This is a genomic window from Escherichia whittamii (assembly GCF_014836715.1).
GTDB lineage: Bacteria > Pseudomonadota > Gammaproteobacteria > Enterobacterales > Enterobacteriaceae > Escherichia > Escherichia whittamii.
Map to the genome: position 1 here is coordinate 1 of NZ_JACSQI010000004.1, position 26,832 is coordinate 26,832.

Here is a 26,832-nt window from a genome sequence, read left to right on the forward strand (position 1 = left end):
GCCGGGGGGTGCTGGGGGGGGCGGCTATTGGCCGCCCCCGGCGTGCTCCTTGCGCCAGTGGCAATATGTGGCTTAACTCATGAAAGGAGCGCAACAAGATGATGAATCAACATATAACAACATCTTAAAAAAAGGCCTGACATTGCGTCAGGCCTTTTGCGCTAATTAATCGCGTTTTTCCAACAGGGTCCGGTAAATCAGACCACCAATAATACCGCCGACAATTGGCACTACCCAGAAGAACCACAGCTGTTCTAACGCCCAGCCGCCCTGGAAGATGGCAACCGCGGTGCTGCGCGCCGGGTTAACGGAAGTGTTAGTCACCGGAATACTGATTAAGTGAATCAGCGTTAATGCCAGACCAATAGCGATCGGCGCAAAACCTGCCGGAGCGTATTTGTCGGTTGCACCGTGGATCACCAGCAAGAAACCAGCACTCAATACCAGTTCAACCACCAGTGCAGAAAGCATGGAATAGCCGCCCGGTGAATGCTCGCCATAACCGTTAGAAGCGAAGCCGCTGGCCGCCGCGTCAAACCCAGCTTTACCGCTGGCGATTAAATACAGCAGTGCCGCCGCAACAATACCGCCGATAACCTGGGCTACTACGTAACCAATCACTTCTTTTGCCGGAAAACGGCCACCAGCCCATAAACCAATAGTGACCGCCGGGTTAAAGTGGCCACCGGAGATATGACCGACAGCGAAGGCCATCGTCAGCACGGTTAGACCAAACGCCAGCGCGACACCAGCAAAGCCAATGCCTAATTCCGGGAACGCTGCCGCCAGCACGGCGCTACCGCAGCCACCAAATACAAGCCAGAAAGTACCAAAACATTCAGCTGCTAATTTTCTGAACATATCCACCTCAATTAAAAATTGACCCTGTGAACAATATGGTCGTTTTATATGGTCGCCGTAAAAAATGACGACAGAAATAATGCATTGGTATTTTAAAAACGAAGGCGAGTCATTCGCCAGATAAATAAATCCAGTAATTTTGATTTAGGGCAACAGTAAGTTCCCCCATATAGTCATTTGCCTGATTGACAGTGTAGTGCAAACGGTGGAAATAAGCCTTTAGAGGTAATAAAAAATAATTTATAAGGTTAATTATTTGATTTTGTTGTTTTTAAGGGGGAGGCAACATGAAGGCGTATAACACAATTATTCGCTCATTTTTCAGACATTTGCCATGCTTAATTGTGATGTCATCACGTATTGTCTCGGCCTTTCCCGTTATACTGCCAGAGTAAAGGATGAGTAACATATTTCTGGAGGGGATATGATTCTTGAGCGCGTTGAAATTGTGGGCTTTCGTGGTATCAACCGATTGTCTTTGATGCTGGAGCAAAACAACGTCCTGATTGGGGAGAACGCGTGGGGTAAATCCAGCTTGCTGGACGCCTTAACCCTGCTGTTATCGCCAGAGTCAGACCTCTACCATTTTGAACGCGATGATTTCTGGTTTCCGCCAGGTGATATCAATGGTCGGGAACACCATCTGCATATCATTCTGACCTTTCGCGAATCGCTGCCAGGACGGCATCGTGTACGCCGTTATCGCCCGCTTGAAGCATGCTGGGCGCCCTGTACCGATGGTTATCACCGCATTTTTTACCGTCTGGAAGGGGAGAGCGCGGAAGATGGCAGCGTGATGACACTACGCAGCTTTCTCGATAAAGACGGACATCCGATTGATGTCGAGGATATTAACGATCAGGCGCGTCATCTGGTGCGGTTGATGCCGGTTCTGCGTTTGCGTGACGCCCGCTTTATGCGCCGCATTCGCAATGGAACTGTACCAAATGCACCCAATGTGGAAGTCACCGCGCGCCAGTTGGATTTTCTCGCCCGCGAGTTATCCTCGCATCCGCAAAATCTCTCCGATGGGCAGATTCGCCAGGGGCTTTCGGCAATGGTGCAACTGCTTGAGCATTATTTCTCGGAGCAAGGGGCCGGGCAGGCGAGATATCGCTTAATGCGTCGGCGAGCCAGCAATGAGCAACGGAGCTGGCGTTATCTCGATATCATCAACCGGATGATTGACAGACCAGGAGGGCGTTCGTATCGGGTCATTTTACTCGGCCTGTTCGCCACTTTATTGCAGGCAAAAGGGACATTGCGACTGGATAAAGACGCGCGTCCGTTATTGCTAATAGAAGATCCAGAAACCCGCCTGCATCCGATTATGCTTTCCGTTGCCTGGCATCTGTTGAATCTTTTGCCTTTACAACGCATTGCCACCACCAACTCTGGCGAGCTGCTTTCGTTAACCCCAGTGGAACATGTTTGCCGCCTGGTGCGTGAATCTTCTCGCGTTGCCGCCTGGCGTCTGGGGCCAAGTGGCTTGAGCACCGAAGACAGCCGCCGCATCTCTTTTCACATTCGTTTTAATCGTCCGTCATCGCTGTTTGCTCGCTGCTGGTTGCTGGTGGAAGGGGAAACGGAAACCTGGGTTATCAACGAACTGGCGCGCCAGTGTGGACACCATTTCGATGCTGAAGGGATTAAGGTCATTGAGTTTGCCCAGTCCGGATTAAAACCACTGGTTAAATTTGCCCGGCGGATGGGGATTGAGTGGCATGTGTTGGTCGATGGCGATGAAGCCGGGAAGAAATATGCCGCAACGGTACGTAGCCTGCTGAATAACGATCGCGAAGCTGAACGTGAACATTTGACAACGTTACCGGCGCTGGATATGGAACATTTTATGTATCGCCAGGGGTTTTCCGACGTGTTCCATCGCGTGGCGCAGATCCCGGAAAACGTGCCGATGAATTTGCGCAAAGTTATTTCAAAAGCGATCCATCGCTCTTCCAAGCCCGACCTTGCCATTGAAGTTGCTATGGAGGCCGGACGGCGCGGTGTGGAATCTGTGCCTACGTTGCTGAAAAAAATGTTCTCGCGCGTGCTATGGCTGGCTCGTGGTCGGGCTGATTAACCGCGAAACATCATGGCTATCTGAGGCTGAATAGCGTCGAGCATCTCGTAGCGTCGACGGTATTCAGCTCGCTTTTTGCTGGCGATATCCGCAATTTCTTTTCGCGCGATTCGATCGGGAAGCCGGTAGTGTCGCTCGGCATCGCATTCGCCGCCAACCGATTCCCAGAACGCGTTATAGTCAGCATGGATTTTCCCTTCCTTATCGCGATAACGCAGGCTGCGGTAAATATGTGTTTCATTGCTGACAGCAATAATTTGTTCGACCTGTAAGCGTTGCGCAAAGAGGCAGACCGCTTCCATCACGAGTCGTTTGGGAAATATCCCGTGGCAGGCTTTCGTCGCATTCTGGATCTGTTGGTGTGGAATTTCCCATTTCGCACCTTGCAGCCCGCCTATAAATAACGCCCTTTTCCCCTGATACTCACACAGTGTAAATGTGATCTCCGCCAGAGGAATACCTTCGCTGTTGCGGAACAGAATTGTGCTGTCACCTTCTTTATCCATTGAGATCATCATGGTCAGTTCAAGGGTGAACTGCTCGCCGTTTTTTCCTTCCAGCTTCGCAAGTTGCAGTCCCGGGGTGTTCAAATATAAGCTGAACTCTTCCGCCGACATGTACGCGCGCAGCAACGCATAATGGTAACGTAACGCCTCCAGCAATTGCTTACGGGACATATTCACGGCAAGGTAAGGGCGGTGCAGGCGAACCGGCAGGCGTGGCTGACGCGTTAACAACGTTCTGAGATTAGGCCAGTGGGAAAGTTCGTTCATCCACTCAACGCTTAAACGCGGCATAATCAAAGAGCGCAGCAAAAATTTCTGACGAAAGCTACGTCGGTGCCAGAATTTACCTGGTCGACACTGTCCGCGTGCCAGACTAAGAAAAAGAGACAGGCTGCTGAGAGATTCAGATGGCGTAAAGGAGCGTTCAGTTAGCTGCGACATATTCATGAAACCAATGGTTATACATGACGCCGATTTCACCATTGCGTATCTTAACCAAACATCAATCGTGTAATTGCTAACGTAAATTTTATATTTTTGTTGATGTTTCGTTGAAGTTGGCAGCCCCGTACGCGTATATGGAGCATTCAGAGTATTTATGAAAAAGCGAAAAAACCTTAAGAAGCGTTACGCTATTGCGCTGGTGATAGTCATCGCCGCGTTGATTGCGTTGTGGAGAACACTCAATGCGCCCGTGCCGACTTATCAGACATTGATCGTGCGCCCTGGTGATTTGCAACAAAGCGTGCTGGCGACCGGAAAACTGGACGCGCTGCGTAAGGTTGACGTGGGCGCGCAGGTCAGCGGTCAGTTGAAAACGCTGTCGGTGGCGATTGGCGATAAAGTGAAAAAAGATCAGCTTTTAGGGGTTATTGATCCTGAACAGGCGGAAAACCAGATCAAGGAAGTGGAAGCGACACTGATGGAGTTGCGTGCGCAAAGGCAACAGGCAGAAGCTGAACTGAAACTGGCACGGGTGACATACTCACGCCAGCAACGACTGGCGCAAACGCAAGCAGTTTCGCAACAAGATCTCGACACCGCAGCGACGGAGATGGCCGTTAAACAGGCGCAAATAGGGACTATCGACGCGCAAATCAAACGGAATCAGGCGTCTCTCGACACGGCGAAAACGAATCTCGATTACACCCGCATCGTTGCTCCGATGGCAGGTGAAGTCACGCAAATCACCACTCTGCAAGGGCAGACGGTAATTGCCGCACAACAAGCGCCAAACATTCTGACTCTGGCGGATATGAGCACCATGTTGGTGAAAGCGCAGGTGTCGGAAGCGGATGTCATTCACCTGAAACCAGGTCAAAAAGCCTGGTTCACCGTGCTCGGCGATCCGCTGACGCGCTACGAAGGGCAGATTAAAGATGTGCTGCCGACGCCAGAAAAGGTCAACGACGCCATTTTCTACTACGCCCGTTTTGAAGTGCCAAATCCCAATGGTTTACTGCGCCTGGATATGACTGCGCAGGTCCACATTCAACTCACTGATGTGAAAAACGTACTCACTATTCCGTTGTCGGCTCTGGGGGATTCGGTTGGCGATAACCGTTATAAAATCAAACTGCTGCGTAATGGCGAAATACGCGAGCGCGAAGTGACGATTGGCGCGCGCAACGATACCGATGTTGAGATTGTCAAAGGGCTGGAACCGGGCGATGAAGTGGTGATTGGTGAGGCCAAACCAGGAGCTGCACAATGACGCCTTTGCTCGAACTAAAGGATATTCGCCGTAGCTATCCCGCTGGAGACGAGCAGGTTGAGGTGCTAAAGGGCATCAGCCTGGATATTTATGCCGGTGAGATGGTGGCAATTGTCGGCGCGTCGGGCTCCGGTAAATCGACCCTGATGAATATCCTCGGCTGCCTGGATAAAGCGACCAGTGGAACCTATCGCGTTGCCGGCCAGGATGTTGCCACGCTGGACGCCGATGCGCTGGCGCAGCTTCGTCGCGAGCATTTCGGCTTTATTTTCCAGCGTTATCATTTGCTCTCACATTTAACCGCCGAACAAAACGTCGAAGTTCCCGCCGTCTATGCCGGACTTGAGCGTAAACAGCGATTGCTGCGCGCTCAGGAGTTGCTGCAACGACTGGGGCTGGAAGAACGGCTAGATTATTATCCCGCCCAGCTTTCCGGTGGCCAGCAGCAACGTGTCAGTATTGCTCGTGCATTAATGAACGGTGGGCAGGTGATCCTCGCCGATGAACCTACCGGCGCACTGGACAGCCATTCTGGCGAAGAGGTGATGGCGATATTGCATCAGTTGCGCGATCGCGGACACACGGTGATTATCGTTACCCACGATCCACAGGTTGCGGCTCAGGCGGAGCGGGTGATCGAAATTCGTGACGGTGAAATCGTGCGTAACCCTCCCGCCATTGAAAAGGTGAATACCGACACGGGGGCGGAACCGATAGTCAAAACAGCGTCTGGCTGGCGGCAGTTCGTCAGCGGTTTTAACGAGGCGCTGACGATGGCGTGGCGGGCGCTGGCAGCGAATAAAATGCGCACCTTACTGACAATGCTGGGGATTATTATTGGTATTGCGTCGGTGGTTTCTATCGTCGTAGTAGGCGACGCGGCTAAACAAATGGTACTGGCAGATATTCGCTCCATCGGCACCAACACCATTGATGTCTACCCCGGGAAAGATTTTGGCGATGACGATCCGCAATATCAGCAGGCGCTAAAGTACGATGATTTAGTCGCCATACAAAAACAACCGTGGGTCGCCTCTGCCACGCCCGCCGTCTCGCAAAACCTGCGGCTGCGTTATAACAATGTTGATGTTGCCGCCAGCGCCAACGGTGTGAGCGGCGATTATTTCAATGTGTATGGCATGACCTTCAGCGAAGGGAGCACCTTTAATCAGGAGCAACTGAACGGTCGCGCACAGGTGGTGGTTCTCGACAGTAACACCCGACGCCAGCTTTTCCCGCATAAGGCCACTGTGATTGGTGAGGTCATTCTGGTTGGTAATATGCCAGCGAGAGTTATTGGCGTGGCGGAAGAGAAACAGTCGATGTTTGGCAGTAGTAAAGTGCTGCGTGTCTGGTTGCCTTACAGCACCATGTCCGGGCGGGTTATGGGCCAGTCGTGGCTGAACTCCATCACTGTAAGAGTAAAAGAAGGTTATGACAGCACCGAAGCGGAACAACAACTCACCCGTTTGTTGTCGCTGCGCCACGGCAAAAAAGACTTCTTTACCTGGAACATGGACGGCGTCTTGAAAACAGTCGAAAAAACCACACGTACTTTACAACTGTTTCTGACGCTGGTGGCGGTGATTTCGCTGGTGGTGGGCGGCATTGGCGTCATGAATATTATGCTGGTGTCGGTGACGGAGCGGACGCGGGAAATTGGTATTCGTATGGCTGTTGGCGCGCGTGCCAGCGACGTTCTGCAACAATTTCTGATTGAAGCTGTGCTGGTTTGTCTGGTGGGCGGCGCGATGGGGATAATGCTGTCGCTGTTAATTGCCTTCACCCTACAGCTTTTTTTACCCGGTTGGGAGATAGGCTTTTCTCCACTTGCGTTGCTGCTGGCGTTTTTATGCTCAACCGTTACGGGCATTTTATTTGGCTGGCTACCTGCACGAAATGCGGCACGGTTGGATCCAGTGGATGCTTTGGCGCGAGAGTGATTTTTGAGATAAAAATGCCAGCCGATCGGGCTGGCATTTTGCCTTTAGGATGTACACAATGAGACAGAAGAGCTATGCGACTGCTACTTCTACTTCGACGGGCACAATAACACTGGCGTGATTGCCTTTTGGCCCTTGGTGGACATCAAACTGAACGGGTTGCCCAGCTTTTAGCGTTCTGTAACCATCCATCTGGATGGTGGAATAATGAGCGAAAATATCTTCGCCACCGCCTTCAGGGCAGATGAAACCGAACCCTTTGGCATTGTTGAACCACTTAACAGTACCCTTTTCCATGCTTCGACATCCTTCGCAAATCTTATACAAGTAAGATGGAATAAACCGGGGTCAGAGAGGGGGCAGTTCAAAACCTCGCCAACTCTAGAAATACAATTTAGAGAAATGGGGCGAGTCGTCAAGCGTTTGACAGGGGCCAGGGGGTAGGTATGCATCAAAAATTTGAAGCAGTTAACGCTATTGACAGTAATGTCACTGATGTCGCTTATACCAACGATAGATGATAATTATCTATCATGTGGAGTAGATTGGTCAGGCAAATATGCTCTTGTCAGCGGCAGAGCGTTCTGCCGGTAACCATAACCGAAGATGATAACTGACAATGGGTAAAACGAACGACTGGCTGGACTTTGATCAACTGGCGGAAGAAAAAGTTCGCGACGCGCTAAAACCGCCATCTATGTATAAAGTGATATTAGTCAATGATGATTACACTCCAATGGAGTTTGTTATTGACGTGTTACAAAAATTCTTTTCTTATGATGTAGAACGTGCAACGCAATTGATGCTTGCTGTTCACTACCAGGGGAAGGCCATTTGCGGAGTCTTTACCGCTGAGGTTGCAGAAACCAAAGTGGCGATGGTGAACAAGTACGCAAGGGAGAACGAGCATCCATTGCTGTGTACGCTGGAAAAAGCCTGAATGCAGGTATAAAAATTGGGGGAGGTGCCTATGCTCAATCAAGAACTGGAACTCAGTTTAAACATGGCTTTCGCCAGAGCGCGCGAGCACCGTCATGAGTTTATGACCGTCGAGCACTTGTTACTGGCATTGCTCAGTAACCCATCGGCCCGGGAGGCGCTGGAAGCGTGTTCCGTGGACCTGGTTGCGCTCCGACAGGAACTGGAAGCCTTTATTGAACAAACCACACCTGTTCTGCCTGCCAGTGAAGAGGAGCGCGACACGCAGCCGACCTTGAGTTTTCAGCGTGTATTGCAGCGCGCGGTCTTCCATGTTCAGTCCTCCGGTCGTAGTGAGGTTACCGGTGCGAATGTTCTGGTCGCTATCTTTAGCGAGCAGGAGTCGCAGGCGGCGTATCTGTTGCGCAAACATGAAGTCAGCCGTCTTGATGTGGTGAACTTTATTTCTCATGGCACGCGTAAAGACGAGCCATCTCAGTCTTCTGAACCCGGAAACCAGCCGAGCAGTGAAGAACAAGCTGGTGGGGAGGACCGTATGGAGAATTTCACGACTAACCTGAACCAGCTTGCACGCGTGGGTGGAATTGACCCGCTGATTGGTCGTGAGAAGGAACTGGAACGCGCCATTCAGGTTCTCTGCCGCCGCCGTAAAAACAACCCGCTGCTGGTTGGGGAGTCTGGCGTCGGTAAAACTGCCATTGCTGAAGGTCTTGCCTGGCGAATTGTTCAGGGCGATGTGCCGGAAATTATGGCTGATTGTACGATTTACTCTCTCGATATTGGCTCCCTGTTAGCAGGCACCAAATATCGCGGCGACTTTGAAAAACGGTTTAAAGCGTTGCTCAAACAGCTGGAACAGGATACTAACAGCATCCTGTTTATCGATGAGATCCATACCATCATCGGAGCGGGCGCAGCATCAGGCGGTCAGGTGGATGCGGCTAACCTGATCAAACCGTTGCTCTCCAGCGGTAAAATTCGCGTGATTGGGTCGACGACGTATCAGGAGTTCAGCAACATTTTCGAGAAAGACCGTGCACTGGCGCGCCGCTTCCAGAAAATTGATATTACTGAACCGTCGGTCGAAGAAACTGTTCAAATCATCAATGGCCTGAAACCGAAGTACGAAGCGCACCACGATGTGCGTTATACCGCGAAAGCGGTGCGTGCGGCGGTGGAGCTGGCGGTGAAATACATTAACGATCGCCATCTGCCGGACAAAGCGATTGACGTTATCGACGAAGCGGGCGCTCGCGCACGTTTGATGCCGGTAAGTAAGCGCAAGAAAACGGTGAATGTGGCGGATATCGAGTCCGTGGTAGCCCGTATCGCACGTATTCCAGAGAAGAGTGTTTCTCAGAGTGATCGCGATACGCTGAAAAACCTTGGCGATCGCCTGAAAATGTTGGTCTTCGGTCAGGATAAAGCCATCGAGGCGCTTACCGAAGCCATCAAGATGGCGCGTGCAGGTTTAGGTCACGAACATAAACCGGTCGGTTCGTTCCTGTTTGCTGGTCCAACCGGGGTCGGGAAAACCGAGGTGACGGTACAGCTTTCGAAAGCTTTGGGCATTGAGCTTCTGCGCTTTGATATGTCCGAGTATATGGAACGTCATACCGTCAGTCGTCTGATTGGCGCGCCTCCAGGATACGTTGGTTTTGATCAGGGCGGTCTGCTGACCGATGCGGTCATCAAGCATCCGCACGCGGTGCTGCTGCTGGATGAAATCGAGAAAGCGCATCCGGACGTGTTCAACATTCTGTTGCAGGTGATGGATAACGGCACGCTGACCGATAATAATGGGCGCAAGGCGGACTTCCGTAACGTGGTACTGGTGATGACCACCAATGCCGGGGTACGTGAAACCGAGCGTAAATCCATTGGTCTTATCCAGCAGGATAACAGCACCGATGCGATGGAAGAGATCAAGAAGATCTTTACGCCGGAGTTCCGTAACCGTCTCGACAATATTATCTGGTTCGATCATCTCTCTACTGATGTGATCCACCAGGTCGTTGATAAGTTTATTGTCGAGTTGCAGGTTCAGTTGGATCAGAAAGGTGTTTCTCTGGAAGTGAGCCAGGAAGCGCGTAACTGGCTGGCTGAGAAAGGTTACGACCGGGCGATGGGTGCACGTCCAATGGCACGTGTGATTCAGGACAACCTGAAGAAACCGCTCGCTAACGAATTGCTGTTTGGTTCGCTGGTGGATGGTGGCCAGGTGACTGTCGCGCTGGATAAAGAGAAAAATGAGCTGACCTACGGGTTCCAGAGTGCACAAAAGCATAAACCGGAAGCCGCGCATTAATCAGCTTGTTAGGTAGGTTGATGAAGTCCGTAATCTCGTCAGGGGTTACGGACTTTTTGTTTATGGGGGCGGAGGTTCAGACCCTTTTTTTGATGATGATGGTAAGTTATTGATAATTAATGCAGCTGGAAGGTAAGGATAAAAAAGGGTGGCACCAGGAAAATTAGATGGTTTTGCTTTATTAACAACGGGCTAAACGTGTAGTATTTGAGTTCACTGCCGTACAGGCAGCTTAGAAAGTTCATGACGTGGTGTGAAGAGCGCGGGATGAGTTCACTGCCGTACAGGCAGCTTAGAAATCAATGAGCAACTTTGGGCTTGCTGTGGGCACGTTCACTGCCGTACAGGCAGCTTAGAAATTGATTCTGTCATCGCTGGCTGGTTTGTGCTGGTTCACTGCCGTACAGGCAGCTTAGAAAGAATTCCTGCAAAGCGATATTGACGATGTATGGTTCACTGCCGTACAGGCAGCTTAGAAACGTGTCTTTGACATATGGGAAATAAAAAAGAAGTTCACTGCCGTACAGGCAGCTTAGAAAGAAGTCCACCAGTCTTTGAATGTGTGCATTTTGTTCACTGCCGTACAGGCAGCTTAGAAAAGGGGGATTTTGTCTATGCTGAAGTAAATGGTGTTCACTGCCGTACAGGCAGCTTAGAAATGCCGCCAGGGCGCGCCCGTGTAGAACACCCTGTTCACTGCCGTACAGGCAGCTTAGAAACGTCAGGCCGGACAATCTCTAATAATTCGCGTGTTCACTGCCGTACAGGCAGCTTAGAAACTCAATGCGCCTCGCCAGCTCCGGTGCGCCCATGTTCACTGCCGTACAGGCAGCTTAGAAATCACTAATTGAAAAACTAATATTCACTCGTTCGTTCACTGCCGTACAGGCAGCTTAGAAAAATATACAGATTCGGGGTTATGCGGGGTTGATGTTCACTGCCGTACAGGCAGCTTAGAAACGAAATTTTTCGCACCGAAATCGCCGAATCTCGTTCACTGCCGTACAGGCAGCTTAGAAAACACACGTAAATATTTACGTACAGGTGCGCCCGTTCACTGCCGTACAGGCAGCTTAGAAATGTCGGCGCCCACGATAGCGGCGGCGGCTGTAGTTCACTGCCGTACAGGCAGCTTAGAAACTGATGCCGGGAAAAAAATATATCAGCAGCGAAGTTCACTGCCGTACAGGCAGCTTAGAAAAAAAGAGGGGGATGTTGTTATCACGTGGATTGGTTCACTGCCGTACAGGCAGCTTAGAAAAACACTATCGGGGTTGGTTTTGTCCGCTTTAGGTTCACTGCCGTACAGGCAGCTTAGAAAGCATATTGTCAGCGCGATTTCTGCAACCGTTCGTTCACTGCCGTACAGGCAGCTTAGAAAAGAAGCATTGCGCCAGGCCGATTTATGCCTGGAGTTCACTGCCGTACAGGCAGCTTAGAAACTGACAAAATTTGGCACCGATTTTCCGGCAGTGTTCACTGCCGTACAGGCAGCTTAGAAAGATTGCTATGTAGTCACCCAGGCGCAATACAAGTTCACTGCCGTACAGGCAGCTTAGAAAGCCCACTCATTACGCTGAACACGTGATTGAGTTGTTCACTGCCGTACAGGCAGCTTAGAAAGTCTTCCATGTTGCTGATTAGTTTTAGCGTGTTGTTCACTGCCGTACAGGCAGCTTAGAAAGGCACGCTGGAGGAATTTTTATTAATCGCCGATGTTCACTGCCGTACAGGCAGCTTAGAAAAGCTGCGCGGCCCTGTTCTGTATCCACAACAAGTTCACTGCCGTACAGGCAGCTTAGAAATGAGCGGCCATCACGTCAGTAATTGTCATTCGGTTCACTGCCGTACAGGCAGCTTAGAAAGGTTGACGCTGGACCAGTTCCGCGCGATTCACGTTCACTGCCGTACAGGCAGCTTAGAAACTGTTTGATGGCCACGCGAGTTATCATCTTAACGTTCACTGCCGTACAGGCAGCTTAGAAAATTCCCCATCCTTGATGTAGTCACTTGTGCCAGTTCACTGCCGTACAGGCAGCTTAGAAACTGAATCATCAACGTCGCCCAGCGATTCGCGCGTTCACTGCCGTACAGGCAGCTTAGAAAAGAAATAGAAGACGAGAAAACACCGGGCGCGAGTTCACTGCCGTACAGGCAGCTTAGAAAAGCAGTTCGATCGCTGGCTCAGGCGTCTGAATGTTCACTGCCGTACAGGCAGCTTAGAAACCACCCGAGATACGATCCAGCAGACTCAAACCGTTCACTGCCGTACAGGCAGCTTAGAAATTTCGCTTCCAGCTCCGCGCGATGGATATACCGTTCACTGCCGTACAGGCAGCTTAGAAAAGCAACAAAAAACCTGGTGACCGGATGACACAGTTCACTGCCGTACAGGCAGCTTAGAAATTGCCAGTGATTCACGAGGCGAACTGTGTTACGTTCACTGCCGTACAGGCAGCTTAGAAAATTTGTCATGTGTAAAGGGGTGTACATACGTGTGTTCACTGCCGTACAGGCAGCTTAGAAATTAGCCGCCAGAACGAACACACGACGCAGCGCGTTCACTGCCGTACAGGCAGCTTAGAAAAGGGCGACCAGTGCCACCAGAATTAATATTTTGTTCACTGCCGTACAGGCAGCTTAGAAAACAGACAATCAATCGAATTAATTTCGAGGCCGGGTTCACTGCCGTACAGGCAGCTTCACAATACGATAATGGTAGACGTTTGGTCGTGTTATGACGCTCTCAACTTCAAACCATTAGCCCCAGCACACAATAACAATTGTGATAATTGCGATGAAAATCAATTTCTCGTACAGAAATCAATGCTGTACTAATCCTAACTCCTTCAAACAAAAATAATCACAGGATGTGTTTATGTCTTCCAAATACCTTACCCCATCTGACCTCAAAACAATTCTCCACTCCAAACGAGCCAATATTTATTATCTGGAAAAATGCCGGGTGCAGGTGAATGGAGGGCGGGTGGAGTATGTTACCAGTGAAGGTAAGGAGTCGTACTACTGGAATATCCCCATTGCGAATACCACGGCATTGATGTTGGGGATGGGAACTTCCGTTACCCAGGCGGCGATGCGTGAATTTGCCCATGCCGGGGTGATGGTAGGATTTTGTGGTACGGATGGTACGCCGCTGTATTCGGCAAATGAAGTTGATGTTGATGTTGATGTTGATGTTGATGTCTCCTGGCTCAGTCCGCAAAGCGAATATCGTCCTACTGAATATCTTCAGCAGTGGGTTTCTTTTTGGTTTGCTGAAGATAAACGACTTGCCGCCGCGAAACGTTTTCAGTTAATCCGCCTGACACATATCGATAAGCACTGGACCAGCGCGAAAATGCAGCGTGAACACGCCTTTCAGCCTGATGCTAATGCGCTCCAGACCCTGCTAAATCGTACTCGTGAAGAAATAGATGCGGCAGAAAACCATACGCAGCTTATGCTCGTAGAGGCCAAATTGACCAAAGCACTCTACAAAATAGTGAGTCAAACCGTGGCCTATGGCGACTTTACTCGCGCAAAGCGGGGCGGTGGGATTGATATGGCTAACCGCTTCCTCGATCAGGGGAATTATCTGGCTTACGGCCTGGCAGCAGTGGCAGCGTGGGTAACCGGGATCCCGCACGGTTTAGCAGTAATGCACGGTAAAACACGTCGCGGCGGACTCGTTTTTGACCTCGCCGATCTGATTAAAGATGCCCTGGTTATGCCACAAGCATTTATTGCCGCAATGGCGGGAGAAGATGCTCAGGAGTTTCGTCAACGCTGCATCAGTATCTTTCAACAAGCGGATGCGCTGGATGTCATGATCACCTCTCTGCAGGAAACGGCCCTGGCATTGGCTAAGGCTGACCAATGAATGTCCTGATTATCTCGCGCTGTACGAAAAACGCTCGCGTGGAAAGTTGCCGCATTATTGACCAGTTTGCCGAACGCACCGGTGATGCAGCCTGGCAAACAGTGATCACCATGGAAGGTGTTAATACGTTACGCCGTTTATTGCGCAAAACCGCCCGACGAAATACAGCGGTTGCTTGTCACTGGCTGAAGAAGAATGGGCAAACGGAGTTGATGTGGATTGTCGGTAATATTCGTCGCTTTAATGCTCAGGGCCGCGTTCCCACGAATCGAACAACGCAAACCAGCCTGGTGAACAAGGACGAAAACCGTTGGCAATGCGCGGAGAGCATTGCGCTGCTGGCGGCCATCGCAGGGTTATTTCATGATTTTGGTAAATCAGGGCGCAGCTTTCAGCAAAGCCTGACTCAAAAGAGCGCACGAAGTTATCAACCTTACCGGCATGAATGGATCTCATTGCGGCTTTTCCAGGCGTTTGTTGGTGAACAGTCAGACGATGTTTGGCTGGAGAAACTCGGGGAATTAACGGCAGATGATGAAACTGCGATTCTTGAGCGCCTGCAAAAAGACACACCTCATTTTTCAAATAGTCCATTCAGTTTGCTGCAACCACTCGCCAAAACGGTAGGTTGGCTGATCCTTTCCCATCATCGAATGCCGGAGAATCTTTCGCCACAACCAGAACAATCATGCAAAGGCTGTGAAAGCTGGCTGGAGAAGCAACTCAATGCTGACTGGAATGCCATTAACCACCGCAAGAATGACTGGACGCAACAGGATTTCGAGCAAGTCTGGCAGTTTCCGTCAGGAACGCCGCTTCAAAGCGCAAGCTGGCGAGAAAAAGCGCGTCAGATAGCCCGCCGTGCGCGTAACTCCAACGGTTTAAAGGAATGGGGACAGATGGAGCAACTGTTTCCATTACATATGGCGCGTTTTTGCCTGATGCTTGCCGATCATTACTATTCCTCCAGCGACGCGCAGCAAAAATGGCAAGACCCGGATTATATCGTCTGGGCAAATAGCGATCGTCAAAGCGGCGCTCTCAAACAACGGGTAGATGAGCATCTTGTGGGCGTCGCGCATCATGCGTACCTGCTTGGGCGGCAACTGATGCACACACGGGCATCGCTTCCGGCAATTGCCCGGCATAAAGGTTTTAGCCAGCGAGCCTCGGATGCGAAGTATCGCTGGCAAGATAAAGCCTGGGATGTGGCGCGAGCGTTACGTGAACGAAGTCGTGAAGAGGGCTTTTTCGGCGTCAATATGGCCTCGACGGGATGCGGTAAAACCTTTGCTAATGCTCGCATTATGTATGCACTTGCCGATGAGCGCGAAGGGTGCCGCTTTACCGTTGCGCTGGGATTGCGTACGCTGACTTTGCAAACCGGCGACGCTCTACGTAGTCGGCTTGGATTGGGTGAGGATGAGCTGGCTGTATTGATTGGTTCGGCGGCAGTTAAACAACTCTGGCAACAGGAAAAAATAGAGAGTGATTGTGGGAGTGCTTCGCAAGAGTCGCCAGCAGAGGAGCAACAGTTCGTTAAGTACGAAGGTAGCCTGCATACCGGGGCGCTGGACAAATGGTTGCAGGATGACAGCAAACTTAAGGAGCTAGTGAGCGCGCCGATTCTGGTCGCGACGATTGATCATCTCATTTCCGCGACGGAAGGTGTGCGAGGCGGAAAACAGCTTCCGGCGATGTTACGTCTGTTAACCAGCGATTTAGTGCTCGACGAGCCTGATGACTTTGATATTGCCGATCTTCATGCGGTATGCCGTTTGATGAACTGGGCCGGGATCCTGGGAACGCGGGTATTACTCTCCTCGGCGACGCTGCCGCCAGGGCTGATTCAGGCACTGTTCGCGGCTTATCTTGCGGGCCGCAAAATGTGGCAGGCGTCATGTGGTACGAGCGGCAGGCCCGTCAATATCTGCTGTGCCTGGTTTGATGAAAAAGATGCTGATGCAACGCAAATTTGCGACGGGCCAGGGTTTCGTGATGCACATGCAAAATTTGTTGCACGACGAGCGGTGATGCTGGCTGAAAAAGAGCGACTGCATTTCGGGCGTATTGCTTCAATTTCATCTGCATCAAGCGCGATGCAAGATGTCACCGAAAGTGTGGCCCAGACGGTGCATACGCAAATGCTGAAGTTGCATCAGGCGCATCGCCAGCAGCACGAAAGCGGCAAAACCGTTTCGCTGGGTCTGGTGCGCTTCGCCAATATCAATCCACTGGTTGCAGTGACCAAAGCCCTGATTGCCATTCCATCCCCAGAAGATGTTTGTATTCATTATTGTGTTTACCACTCCCGACATCCGCTGGCGGTGCGTTCAGATATTGAAAAGCGCCTGGACCGTGCTTTTACCCGTCATAACGAACAAGATTTCTGGAACAACGAAGATATTGCTGAAGCCTTATATGAAAGTCCGGAATCGCACCATCTTTTTGTAGTGTTGGGTACATCAGTAATAGAAGTCGGGCGTGACTGGGATGCGGACTGGGGAATTATTGAACCAAGCTCCATGCGTTCGATTATTCAATTTGCCGGACGTATTCAGCGCCACCGCAGAAATGTGCCGACCAGTGAGAATCTGGTTATTTTACGAAGCAATATCAAAGCGTTGCAGAAAAAAGTTCCCGCATTTTGTAAGCCGGGTTTTGAAACAAAAGAGCGTTTGCTGAATAGCCAGGATATTTGCGAACTGATTCCGATTGCGGACTACCGGACGATTAACGCCTTGCCGCGGATCCTGTCTGCCAATAATGACAACAAACTGGCGGAGCTTGAGCATAGTCGTTTATCCGCCGAATTGATGAGCAGTAAAAGCAAACATGTGGTAGCGGCGCAATGGTGGCGTGCACCGCTAAGTTGGAACGGCTGGATGCAACGCCAGACGCCATTTCGATATTCCCCTTTGCCGGAGGCCGTGTTTTTTCTGCATATGGATGATGAAGAAAGCGAAGCGCGTTTCTATTCCCATACGGGCGACTACGAGCGTAAAGCGCAAGGGAATTTCAGGCGAGAAGAGGTGAGATGCGCCAGCGGTGTCGCTTGCTGGGGTGTGATGGATTACCAACAAGTTTTGTTGAATTTAGCGGATAAGCAAGGTTGTGAAATACAGCGCGTCGGGGAAATGTTTGCTGAAGTGAGGGTACCGACCAGTGAAGAAGATGCGGTCTGTGACTGGCGTTATCACCCCTGGTTGGGCGTGTTTCGTAACCTGTGACGGAGGGCTGGCTGCCTGTACGGCAGTTTACAAGTCCGTATCCGGAGATACCTCTATTTCTTAGCTGCCAACGGCAGTGTGCGAATGTTAGTTGTTAAATCATTGTGTGGCAAATATTTTATGCATGGTAATATCACCATTGGTTATTGCATGGATTTGACTAGATTAAAACGCAGATACCTCTAGGTGAACTATCCATGATTATCACCACGGGCGTTGTCCCTTTTACTGTGTGTGTCGTTGTACTGAAGCCTGGTTGGGCTACGGAGATTTTTCAGTGAAATCAGGGAGCAACTTCAATTTGATGGATTAACGAAAGGAGCCGAAATGGAAAAAACGGCGCTAATACAATTTATCACTGACTACATCGCTTCGCGAAGGCAACCCAAAATCGATGCCTTTGAAAAAGAAGCAGCAAAGCGGTTGGAACAGGGCGAGGACGCCAGCGTTATCGCTCTGGAGCGGCAGGAACTCCAGGCGCGTTACCAGCCTCGTAACTGGTTAATGGATGCGGCGAAGCGTGCCGGGCAAATTAAGTTAGTCACTCATGGCGCTAAATTTAGTCATGGTGATTCTAAAGCCAGCAGCTTTTATCTGGACACTTCCGTTAACGAAAGCTATTTAAACACGGCATCGTTGGCGAATGTTGCTACTGACGCGATTGGCAACGCCGCCGCACTGGACGTCGCAAAACTGCTACAAACCGATGTCAATGGAGATTCACTGCTTGCCAGTCTTAAGTGCGGTGATTATCAGGCATTAAGCACGTTTGCAGAGGATGAAGCTCAACTGGAGCAGTGGGTAACTGGGTTTAGCCAGGCATGGACACTTGTACAGCCTGTCAGCCATAAACTGGCAAAACAAATCTATTTCCCTGTCGATGATGGCTATCACCTGTTATGCCCGCTGTTTTCCAGTTCTCTGGCGCAGGCGATGTATGAAAAACTAATTGCCGTGCGTTTTAGCGAGGAATCGAAAGCCATTCGCGATGCCCACAAAGCAGGAAAATGGCACTCCCAGCCAGATATCCGCTTTCCTAATCTTGCCGAAATGCATTTTGGAGGCACAAAACCGCAGAATATCTCTCTGCTCAACAGTGTTCGTGGTGGTCGTATCTGGCTATTACCATCAATGCCCCCCACCTGGTCGACGCAGACTCGTGCACCACACAACATGCACAGTATTTTTGCCTTACGCGGCGATTTCAATCGGGCGGCTTCGGGCATCATAGCCCGGATGACTTATCTGCTGAAGGTTGACATAAACAATGTTCATATCCGTACTGCGCGCGCGAAATATATTGATGAGTTGATTGATCTGCTGTTCATGCAGGCATCCTCTTTTCAGCAAGAAAAATGGCAGGGTTGGTCAGCACAATCACCAGACTTACCACGTCACCAGCAGCTTTGGCTGGACCCGTGGCGAAGCCTGTCAGATGAGGCTTTCAAACTGGAGCGTGAGAAAAACGACTGGCAGAGGACGGTCGCCGATGACTTTGCGCGCTGGCTGAACTATCGCCTGAAAAAAGCCCGTTTCGATGTCGGTGCTGTCGAGCAAAGGGAGTGGCGCAGTCAGTCCCTGTTTACTCAACGGATGCGTGAAATGGAAGCCGTTTTGCAGGAGGCGCTGAAATGAGTTATCTGCTCTTGTTACCCCATATACGCATAGAAAACGCTAACGCCGTCTCCGGGTTGACCTGGGGATTTCCGTCGATGACCCATTTTCTCGGTTATGTTCATGCGCTTTCTCGCAAGGTGGTGGACGAATTTGGCGTGAGTTTTAACGGTTGTGCGGTAGTAAGCCATGAACAGCATATTCAGGCATACAGTTCCGGGCGCGATTTTCAGTTTGCGCTCACCCGTAACCCATTAACCAGAGAAGGTAAAACCGCGTCGTTCAATGAAGAGGGGCGTATGCACCTGACGGTTTCTCTACTTATTGAATGTAATGGTGAAATTACTAATGGTGAATACGGTAGAAAAGCCCTGTGTGACCATCTGAAAGTGCTTTGCCAGAGCCATAAACTGGCGGGTGGCAGCATTGTCAGTATGCGCGAACCGCAGCTTTTTCATGCTCCTGAAGATGAAAAGCAACTGCGTAAAATCATCTGGCGTTTAATGCCTGGTTACGCGCTTTACGATCGCAGCGAATGGCTGGCTGAACATCACCAACAACATCCCGACATATCGTTGCTTGATGCCTGGCTTGATTTTGCCGCCATTAAATATCAGGCCGAATCTCCGGCAGAAGACAACAGCGCACAATGGGTATACCAGCCGAAGCCAATGCCTGGTTTCCTGGTGCCGTTAATGTGCGGTTACCAACGCATATCTCCTGTTTACGCTCCCGGTGAAGTTGAAAATGCGCGCGATACCGTGACGCCATTTGCCTTTGCCGAAGCGGTTTATGGCATTGGCGAATGGCGCGGATTACATCGCATTACTGACTTACAACCGCTGATGTGGCGCTACCGTACAACGGACACTGGTTACTATTGCTCGGCAATACCAGTCGTTGACGACCCTACTACTAATGAAGATGACGATACAGAATAAGGACATAATTATGGCAAAGGCCCCTGTAGCAGTAAAAACGGCGTCAGTACTGGCATTTGAGCGCAAACTGGCAACCTCTGACGCGGTGATGTACGCAGGTAACTGGCAAGGAAATGAATGGCAACCTATTGAGATTCAGGAGAAAGCGGTACGCGGAACCATCTCCAATCGCCTGAAAAACACGATTACCAGCGACCCCACCAAACTGGATGCAGAAATCCAAAAAGCCAACTTGCAGCGGGTAGATGTGGCAGCGCTTCCGGTTGATGCTGATACGCTAAAAGTGATGTTTACGCTGCGCGTGCTGGGTAATTTATCCTCACCTTCAGTATGTAATGATATGGCGTATCAGGAGGCGCTTTCCGACGTTATTGAAGGTTATATCAGCGAACATGGCTTTAAAGAGCTGGCGCTTCGCTATGCCCTGAATCTGGCAAATGGTCGTTTTCTGTGGCGTAACCGTATCGGTGCCGAGCAAATTCAGGTGAAAGTCACCGCGAACAACAAATCATGGACTTTTAACAGCCATGACTTCTCTTTACGTCAATTTGATCAGGGCCAGAGTAGCGTCACAAAACTGGCGTCAACGATTGAACAAGGATTAAGCGGGAAAGAGTGGGTAATGCTTACCGTTGAAGCGCAGGTTCGTCTTGGTGCCGGGCAAGAAGTTTTCCCGTCGCAGGAGCTGGTACTCGACAGCAACAGTAGCAAAAGTCGCGTGTTATATCAGGTGGCTGGCATTGCCGGAATCCACTCTCAGAAGATTGGCAATGCTTTACGTACCATCGATACCTGGCATCCGAAAGTTGATGAATTGGGGGCTATCGCCGTGGAACCTTACGGTTCTGTAACCAGTCGCGGTGTGGCCTGCCGTCAACCGAAAGAAAAACTCGATTTTTATACCTTATTGGACAATTGGGTGACTAAAGGGATGAAACCAGACGTTGCGCAGCAGCACTACGTGATGGCTGTGCTGATCCGTGGCGGTGTCTTTGGTGAGAAATCGGAATAAGGAGCTGCCAATGGATCACTACCTTGAGATCCGCGTTCTGCCAGATCCTGAATTTTCGAGCGAAATGTTGATGGCGGCGTTATTTGCCAAACTGCATCGGGTATTAGGTGCAAGGGGGCAAGGTGATATCGGCGTGAGTTTCCCGGACGTTAATGTTATGCCTGGAGCGCGTTTACGCTTGCATGGAAGCCCTCAGGCATTGCAGGCGCTTGAAGCCTCAGCGTGGCGTAAAGGACTTACGGATTATTGCCAATGTTCGCCTGTCACTCCCGTTCCAGAAATAAAGGGCTGGCGAGTAGTAAGCCGTGTGCAGGTTAAAAGTAACCCCCAGCGTCTGTTAAGGCGTTCAGTGAAAAAAGGCTGGCTTACTGAAGAACAGGCGATTGAGCGACTGGCGACGCAAGCTGAACAGCGGACCGATTTACCTTTTCTTAATATGAAGAGTTTATCGAGTCAGCAGCAGTTCAAATTGTTTATCCGACACGGGGATTTGCTTACGGAACCGGTTAAAGGGGTATTCAGTAGTTATGGATTAAGCGCAACCGCCACTATTCCCTGGTTTTGATTGGTTAGCTGTAATGTATAAAAGACCTGGCCTTACAGTCAGGTCTTTTTGTCTATTGAAAGACTCCTCCCGGCTGGAAATGGCATAAAGAATTCAATACCCAACACTTTCATCAGCATACGGATATTATTTTAAATAAAGTGTCCGCAATTGATTATGCGTATTGATTTATCTTCTAAACACATCAAATAACACCGAATAGTAAACAAGGTAAATATTTTTATGGGTATTTTTTGTTTGTTATGTGTTTTTGATAATTTGATTTGAATCACGAAAACAACTTGTTTACATTGCGATAGAAAATGTAATTTGCGAAATTTATTTCCGAGAGGACAGAGACTCTCAATCACCTGGAATAAATTAGTTAAGGAATAGACTATGAAACGTTCAATTATTGCAGTTGCAGTATTATCTTCTCTTTTTATGAGTGCAGGGGCTTTTGCAGAGGAGGGGAGTGAACAGGGTGAGTTAGTTATTACCGGTAATGTAGTCGGGACTACTTGCCAATTTATCGGAAATAGCCAGGCCACTATTGCTATGAACGATATTGGTGCAGATCAATTTAAAGACCAAAGTGCCGGATTTATCTATAATGGTTATTCAAATAAAACAACTGTGCCGTTGACGGTGAAATGTACAGGAGACGAGGCACCCAGAATTACGTTTTCCAGAAGTCAGTTTGATGCAAATCGTAGCGATATCACCATTAATACAGCGGCAAACCCAAATGGTGCTGGTTTTGCTGTCTACTATGAGAGTGCAGATGGGCAACCTCAAAAGATTGAAGGTGATAAAAGTATTGCGTTAGAAAAAAATAGCTCTAATGAATATACATTAAATTTCAGCGCGAAATATGCTCAATCAGGTAGTTCGGTGACTGCTGGACCGGTTAACTCTGCTCTGACAATGACTGTCGTGACAGATTAATACTGTGTTTATCGGCGACTGCGGTCGCCGATTTCTCAAACAAGGATTGTTATCATGAAAAAATTAATAGCCTTCTTGCTAGCTGGCATGGTCACGCCTGCGTGGGGCGGCGTTTATATCTACGGCACTCGCGTTATTTATCCAGAACAAAAAAAAGAGATTACCGTTCAGTTAATGAATGAAGGTAATCGTAGCGCCCTGGTTCAGTCATGGATTGATGATGGCGATACCAGCCTGCCCCCAGAAAAAATTCATGTTCCGTTCGTGCTGACGCCACCAGTGGCTCACGTAAAAGAGGGCGAGGGGCAACAACTCAAAATCAAAAAATTGGCGAATACCCTACCTAAAGATCGCGAAAGCCTGTTCTTCCTTAATGTGCTAGACATCCCACCTAATTGCCCCGAATTAGAAGATAAGAATGGCATAAAATTCGCCATGCAGAACCGTATTAAATTTATCTACCGCCCAGAGGGACTTACTGGTGTGGATAAAGAAAGTTTTCGTCGTCTGAGTATTAAACATGCCACTGGCGGCATTAATATTAAAAACAACTCCGCAAACTGGATAACTATTCCTGAGTTGAGTGGGAATGTAAAGATAAATAAGGAAACGTTGTTGTTAGCACCCTGGTCAGATAAGTCTATTTCCACTGCCTCTGTTATCAATCAATATACAATTACGCTTATTGATGATAATGGAAACTATTTGAGTGAAAAAGTAAAAACTGTCAAATAGATCAGGGATTGATTATGTCTAAACTTAATTCTATTACACTGGCTATTCTGTCGGTGTTGGCAACGTCATCTGCATGGGCTAAAGATGAAACATTTGACACCCATTTTATGATTGGCGGATTAAATGGGGAAAAAATTTCTGACTATCATATTAATAGTGATAAGCCGATGCCCGGTATCTACGATATGGATGTTTACCTGAATAATCAGTGGCGCGGACACTATAATGTCGATATTAAAGATGATCCGGATGCTACATGTCTATCCTGGGATCAGTTAAAGCAAATAGGGATCCTCACTGAAGGAATTAGTGTCGATAAAAGCATTGAATGTGTACCACTTCGGGATGCAGTACAGGGAGGCCGCGTCGACTATGATATTGGGCATTTCAACCTGAAGTTAAGTGTACCCCAGGCCTATGTCGTTGAGTATGAACGCGGATATGTCCCGCCTGAGGCATGGGATCGCGGGATTAACGCATTATATACTTCTTATTATGCCAGTCAGTATTACAGCAATTATAAGCATGGAGGAGATAATAAAAGTAGCTATTTAAATCTGAACAGTGGGTTAAATCTCCTGGGCTGGCAGTTGCATTCAAATGCCAATTATACGAAAAGTGACGAGAGCAGCGGTAAATGGAAGAGTAACACGTTATATCTGGAGCGCGGAATTTCACAAATACTTGGCACATTGCGTGCGGGTGAAATGTATACCGGTTCTGATGTTTTTGACTCAGTGCGTTTTCGCGGTGTACGCCTTTGGCGCGATATGCAAATGTTGCCGAACTCTAAACAGAATTTTACTCCTGTGGTGCGCGGAGTTGCCCAGAGTAACGCACTTGTCACTATCGAACAAAATGGCTTTGTGATTTACCAGAAAGAGGTTCCGCCAGGACCATTCGCCATTGATGATTTGCAACTTGCTGGTGGTGGGGCAGATCTGGAAGTTACCGTTAAAGAAGCTAACGGTTCGGTTTCGCGTTATCGTGTACCTTATTCATCGGTGCCAAATATGTTGCAACCGGGCGTTTCGAAATATGAATTTGCTGCCGGACGTAGCCGTATTGAGGGAGCCAGCAATCAGTCGGATTTTATTCAAGGAAGCTATCAGTATGGTCTTAATAATTTGCTGACACTGTATGCTGGCACGCAGCTGTCTGATAATTATTCATCATTTGTTCTCGGCACAGGATGGAATACACCGATTGGTGCTGTATCGGTTGATTTTACCCATTCACACAGTGAGCAAGATAACGGTGATGTATTTAATGGTCAAAGTTATCAGGTTGCCTGGAACAAATATCTCTCACAGAGTGGGACGCAATTTTCTCTGGCTGCATGGCGTTACTCTTCTCGGGATTATCGTACTTTTAACGATCACGTGTGGGCAAATAACAGGAATAGATATAATCGCGAAGATGACTCAGTTTATGATATCGCCGACTATTATCAGTATGATTTCGGTCGTAAGAACAGCTTTTCTGTCAACATAAACCAGTCATTACCGGAAAAGTGGGGATATTTATCGGTCAGCGGTCAATGGCGGGATTATTGGGAACGCGATGGGACAGGGAAAGATTATCAACTCAGCTATTCGAATTCCTGGGAACGCCTTAGTTATACCTTGTCTGTTAGCCAGACTTACGATGAAGATAACCGCGAAGATAGACGCATTAACTTATATTTCTCAATTCCCTTCTCGTGGGGCGATGGAATCACTGAAAAACGACGAGATTTATTTGTTTCTAACTCGACCACTTTTGATAAAGACGGCTATCGGTCGAATAATACCAGCCTCAGCGGTGTAGCGGGGAGTCGCGATCAGTTCAGCTACGGCGCTAACTTAAGCCATCAACACCATGGCAGCGAAACAACAGCAGGTGGAAACCTGACCTGGCGTGCGCCATTGGCGACTATTGGTGGCAGCTATAGCCAGTCGAAAAGATATCAACAGATTAGCGGTAATATTCAAGGCGGTTTAGTCGCGTGGGCGGACGGGGTTGCACTGGCTCCCAGACTTTCCGATACGTTCGCTATTGTCAAAGCGCCGGGGCTGGAGGGAGCGGCGGTGCAGGGATATCGTTACCTGACCACGGATAGCAAAGGCTACGCTATTTATGACAACCTGACGCCGTATCGTGAAAATACGTTGCTGTTGGATATTGCAGACAGTAAAAACGATGTGGCGCTTCTGGGTAACCGCAAAAGCACCGTTCCATATCGTGGTGCGGTAGTGATGACGCAGTTTGAGACTGATAAACGCAAACCCTGGTATTTCCTCTCCCAACGTCCTGATGGTTCTCCGTTGCCGTTTGGTTATGAGGTTGAAGATGAAAGCGGCAATAATGTGGGCTTAGTAGGGCAGGGAAGTCGGATATTTATTCGCACCAATGATGTTCCCGCGGCGATTCGCGTCTCGGTTAATAAACAGCAGGAACAATTCTGCACTATTACCTTTGATAACGTTATTGATGAGAATAAAGTTTATATTTGTCGTTAAAGGATTTGTTTATGAAAAAATATTGTTTTTTGTTTTTACTGGCTTTGCCTTTTTGGGGGCAGGCTAAATGTACCCTGGGGCCTAATACAACAGCAAGCCAAACGATAGAACTAGATATGGCACAAGATACGGTAACGGCTGTAATTAATACAAATTTAGTTGATACGTTCACATGTAATGCAACAAGCGATAAAATGTATTATGCAACACCGTTAAAAGATTATATCGTTGAACTTAGAGAGTCGGATTCGGGGAAGTCAATTTTTATGAAATTTAATCTTGAGAGTAGTAGTTTTCCTGTTTCTACTGGAACTGATTCCTTGGGTGCTTCTCCAAAAGAATATAACACTCAGGATGTTATAAATACCAAGCCGTTCACTCTTAAGGCCGAATATGTAGGGCCAACGAGTAAAGTAGACCATACAATAACCACCAATATCGACAAGATAACCATCCCGCGCCCCGCTATTAGCATACTAACAGATAACTCTTGCAATAATAATATCATATCATGGCTTTTATGTTGGGTTACTGGGCGACTAAATAGTGATGTTTCTTATACTCAGAATATAGAATTTAGCATCAAACACAAACCCACAACCTGTAGTTTCTCGCAACAGACTTATGAAATAAGAATGCCAGAAACAACGATAAGTGAGATGCAATCTGCCAATAACACAAAATCAGGTTCTATAGATCTGGTTTTAAATTGCAACAGTGTTTATAACGTCACGACTAATCCAGTAAGTTTTAAAGTTGCGCGTGGTGAATGGGATGATAGTGGAACAATACTGAAAAATACATTACCCGATGGTGCTAAGGGGGTTGGGTTCCAGATTTATAATGGTAACGCAACGACACCGTTAAAGTTAGGCGATACTCTAATGAACAAACTAACTAAAATGGCGGCCATTGAGAATCAGTACACTTTCCCGATCACCGCGAAATATGTCCGCGTGAAGGAGGAAGCACTACAGCCTGGAGAAGTCCAAAGCAAAGCGATATTTGCCGTATCTTACGACTAATGGGTATGGTGATCAGCCACTGATTTTCACGTACTTTCGAAGAGGAAG

General features: G+C 48.9%; 19 protein-coding genes and 1 CRISPR repeat array. Of the genes, 16 read left to right on the forward strand and 3 right to left on the reverse strand.

Features of this window, described 5'->3' with window-relative positions:
- Positions 1–165: 165 nt before the first annotated feature.
- A complete protein-coding gene (gene aqpZ, locus H9644_RS07815; protein WP_064530174.1) occupies positions 166–861 on the reverse strand; it encodes an aquaporin Z in 696 nt (231 codons plus the stop codon).
- Between the two features lie 424 nt (positions 862–1,285).
- Here aqpZ and H9644_RS07820 point away from each other — a divergent pair, with 424 nt between their 5' ends.
- Complete coding sequence (locus tag H9644_RS07820) at positions 1,286–2,944, forward strand: ATP-dependent endonuclease (protein ID WP_191774077.1); 1,659 nt, start codon at positions 1,286–1,288, stop codon at positions 2,942–2,944.
- Here the strand turns inward: H9644_RS07820 and H9644_RS07825 are convergent.
- The gene (locus H9644_RS07825) at positions 2,941–3,897 is read right to left on the reverse strand and encodes a VirK/YbjX family protein (protein WP_191774079.1); all 957 of its coding nucleotides are present in this window, start codon (positions 3,895–3,897) and stop codon (positions 2,941–2,943) included. The two genes, H9644_RS07820 and H9644_RS07825, sit on opposite strands and share 4 nt — an antisense overlap.
- A gap of 151 nt (positions 3,898–4,048) precedes the next feature.
- Between H9644_RS07825 and macA the strand changes: the two genes are divergently transcribed.
- Together macA and macB are read left to right on the forward strand one after the other, a co-directional pair.
- Positions 4,049–5,164 (forward strand): macrolide transporter subunit MacA, encoded by a 1,116-nt coding sequence (macA, locus tag H9644_RS07830; protein WP_191774081.1) that lies wholly within the window; start codon positions 4,049–4,051, stop codon positions 5,162–5,164.
- Entirely contained in the window at positions 5,161–7,107 is a 1,947-nt protein-coding gene (gene macB, locus H9644_RS07835) for a macrolide ABC transporter ATP-binding protein/permease MacB (RefSeq protein WP_191774083.1), read from the forward strand. Before macA ends, macB begins: the two co-directional genes overlap by 4 nt.
- 72 nt (positions 7,108–7,179) lie before the next feature.
- Here the strand turns inward: macB and cspD are convergent, their stop codons facing one another.
- Positions 7,180–7,404, reverse strand: a complete 225-nt coding sequence (cspD, locus tag H9644_RS07840) for a cold shock-like protein CspD (protein ID WP_064530179.1) — start codon at positions 7,402–7,404, stop codon at positions 7,180–7,182.
- Between the two features lie 149 nt (positions 7,405–7,553).
- Here cspD and H9644_RS21550 point away from each other — a divergent pair, with 149 nt between their 5' ends.
- The 13 genes from H9644_RS21550 to H9644_RS07900 all read left to right on the forward strand — a co-directional run bounded on the left by H9644_RS21550 (position 7,554) and on the right by H9644_RS07900 (position 26,784).
- Positions 7,554–7,628, forward strand: a complete 75-nt coding sequence (locus H9644_RS21550; protein WP_214251107.1) for a hypothetical protein — start codon at positions 7,554–7,556, stop codon at positions 7,626–7,628.
- 98 nt (positions 7,629–7,726) lie between these two features.
- Entirely contained in the window at positions 7,727–8,047 is a 321-nt protein-coding gene (gene clpS / locus H9644_RS07845) for an ATP-dependent Clp protease adapter ClpS (RefSeq protein WP_000520781.1), read from the forward strand.
- Between the two features lie 30 nt (positions 8,048–8,077).
- Positions 8,078–10,354 carry an ATP-dependent Clp protease ATP-binding subunit ClpA gene (gene clpA, locus H9644_RS07850; RefSeq protein WP_064530180.1) on the forward strand — a complete coding sequence of 759 codons (2,277 nt, stop codon included), beginning with the start codon at positions 8,078–8,080 and terminating at the stop codon, positions 10,352–10,354.
- A gap of 211 nt (positions 10,355–10,565) precedes the next feature.
- A CRISPR array of direct repeats spans positions 10,566–13,062; the repeat unit is 28 nt; unit sequence GTTCACTGCCGTACAGGCAGCTTAGAAA.
- 170 nt (positions 13,063–13,232) lie between these two features.
- Positions 13,233–14,234: a type I-F CRISPR-associated endonuclease Cas1f gene (gene cas1f / locus H9644_RS07855; RefSeq protein WP_191774085.1), complete on the forward strand. Its 1,002-nt coding sequence runs from the start codon at positions 13,233–13,235 to the stop codon at positions 14,232–14,234.
- On the forward strand, positions 14,231–17,464 hold the full coding sequence (cas3f, locus tag H9644_RS07860; RefSeq protein ID WP_191774087.1) for a type I-F CRISPR-associated helicase Cas3f: 3,234 nt from the start codon (positions 14,231–14,233) through the stop codon (positions 17,462–17,464). The genes cas1f and cas3f overlap by 4 nt, the downstream gene beginning before the upstream one ends.
- 327 nt (positions 17,465–17,791) lie before the next feature.
- Entirely contained in the window at positions 17,792–19,099 is a 1,308-nt protein-coding gene (gene csy1 / locus H9644_RS07865; protein WP_191774090.1) for a type I-F CRISPR-associated protein Csy1, read from the forward strand.
- Positions 19,096–20,019 carry a type I-F CRISPR-associated protein Csy2 gene (gene csy2 / locus H9644_RS07870; protein WP_064530184.1) on the forward strand — a complete coding sequence of 308 codons (924 nt, stop codon included), beginning with the start codon at positions 19,096–19,098 and terminating at the stop codon, positions 20,017–20,019. Before csy1 ends, csy2 begins: the two co-directional genes overlap by 4 nt.
- Before the next feature lie 10 nt (positions 20,020–20,029).
- Positions 20,030–21,031: a type I-F CRISPR-associated protein Csy3 gene (csy3, locus tag H9644_RS07875; protein WP_191774092.1), complete on the forward strand. Its 1,002-nt coding sequence runs from the start codon at positions 20,030–20,032 to the stop codon at positions 21,029–21,031.
- Between the two features lie 10 nt (positions 21,032–21,041).
- Positions 21,042–21,596, forward strand: coding sequence for a type I-F CRISPR-associated endoribonuclease Cas6/Csy4 (gene cas6f, locus H9644_RS07880; RefSeq protein WP_191774094.1), 555 nt, complete (start codon positions 21,042–21,044; stop codon positions 21,594–21,596).
- 378 nt (positions 21,597–21,974) lie between these two features.
- Positions 21,975–22,523 (forward strand): fimbrial protein YehD, encoded by a 549-nt coding sequence (gene yehD, locus H9644_RS07885; RefSeq protein WP_064530187.1) that lies wholly within the window; start codon positions 21,975–21,977, stop codon positions 22,521–22,523.
- Positions 22,524–22,577: 54 nt separating this feature from the next.
- Positions 22,578–23,258 (forward strand): fimbrial assembly chaperone, encoded by a 681-nt coding sequence (locus H9644_RS07890; protein ID WP_064530188.1) that lies wholly within the window; start codon positions 22,578–22,580, stop codon positions 23,256–23,258.
- Between the two features lie 14 nt (positions 23,259–23,272).
- Positions 23,273–25,759: a fimbrial biogenesis outer membrane usher protein gene (locus H9644_RS07895; RefSeq protein ID WP_191774102.1), complete on the forward strand. Its 2,487-nt coding sequence runs from the start codon at positions 23,273–23,275 to the stop codon at positions 25,757–25,759.
- Between the two features lie 11 nt (positions 25,760–25,770).
- A complete protein-coding gene (locus H9644_RS07900) occupies positions 25,771–26,784 on the forward strand; it encodes a fimbrial protein (RefSeq protein ID WP_191774104.1) in 1,014 nt (337 codons plus the stop codon).
- The last annotated feature ends 48 nt before the right edge of the window (positions 26,785–26,832 follow it).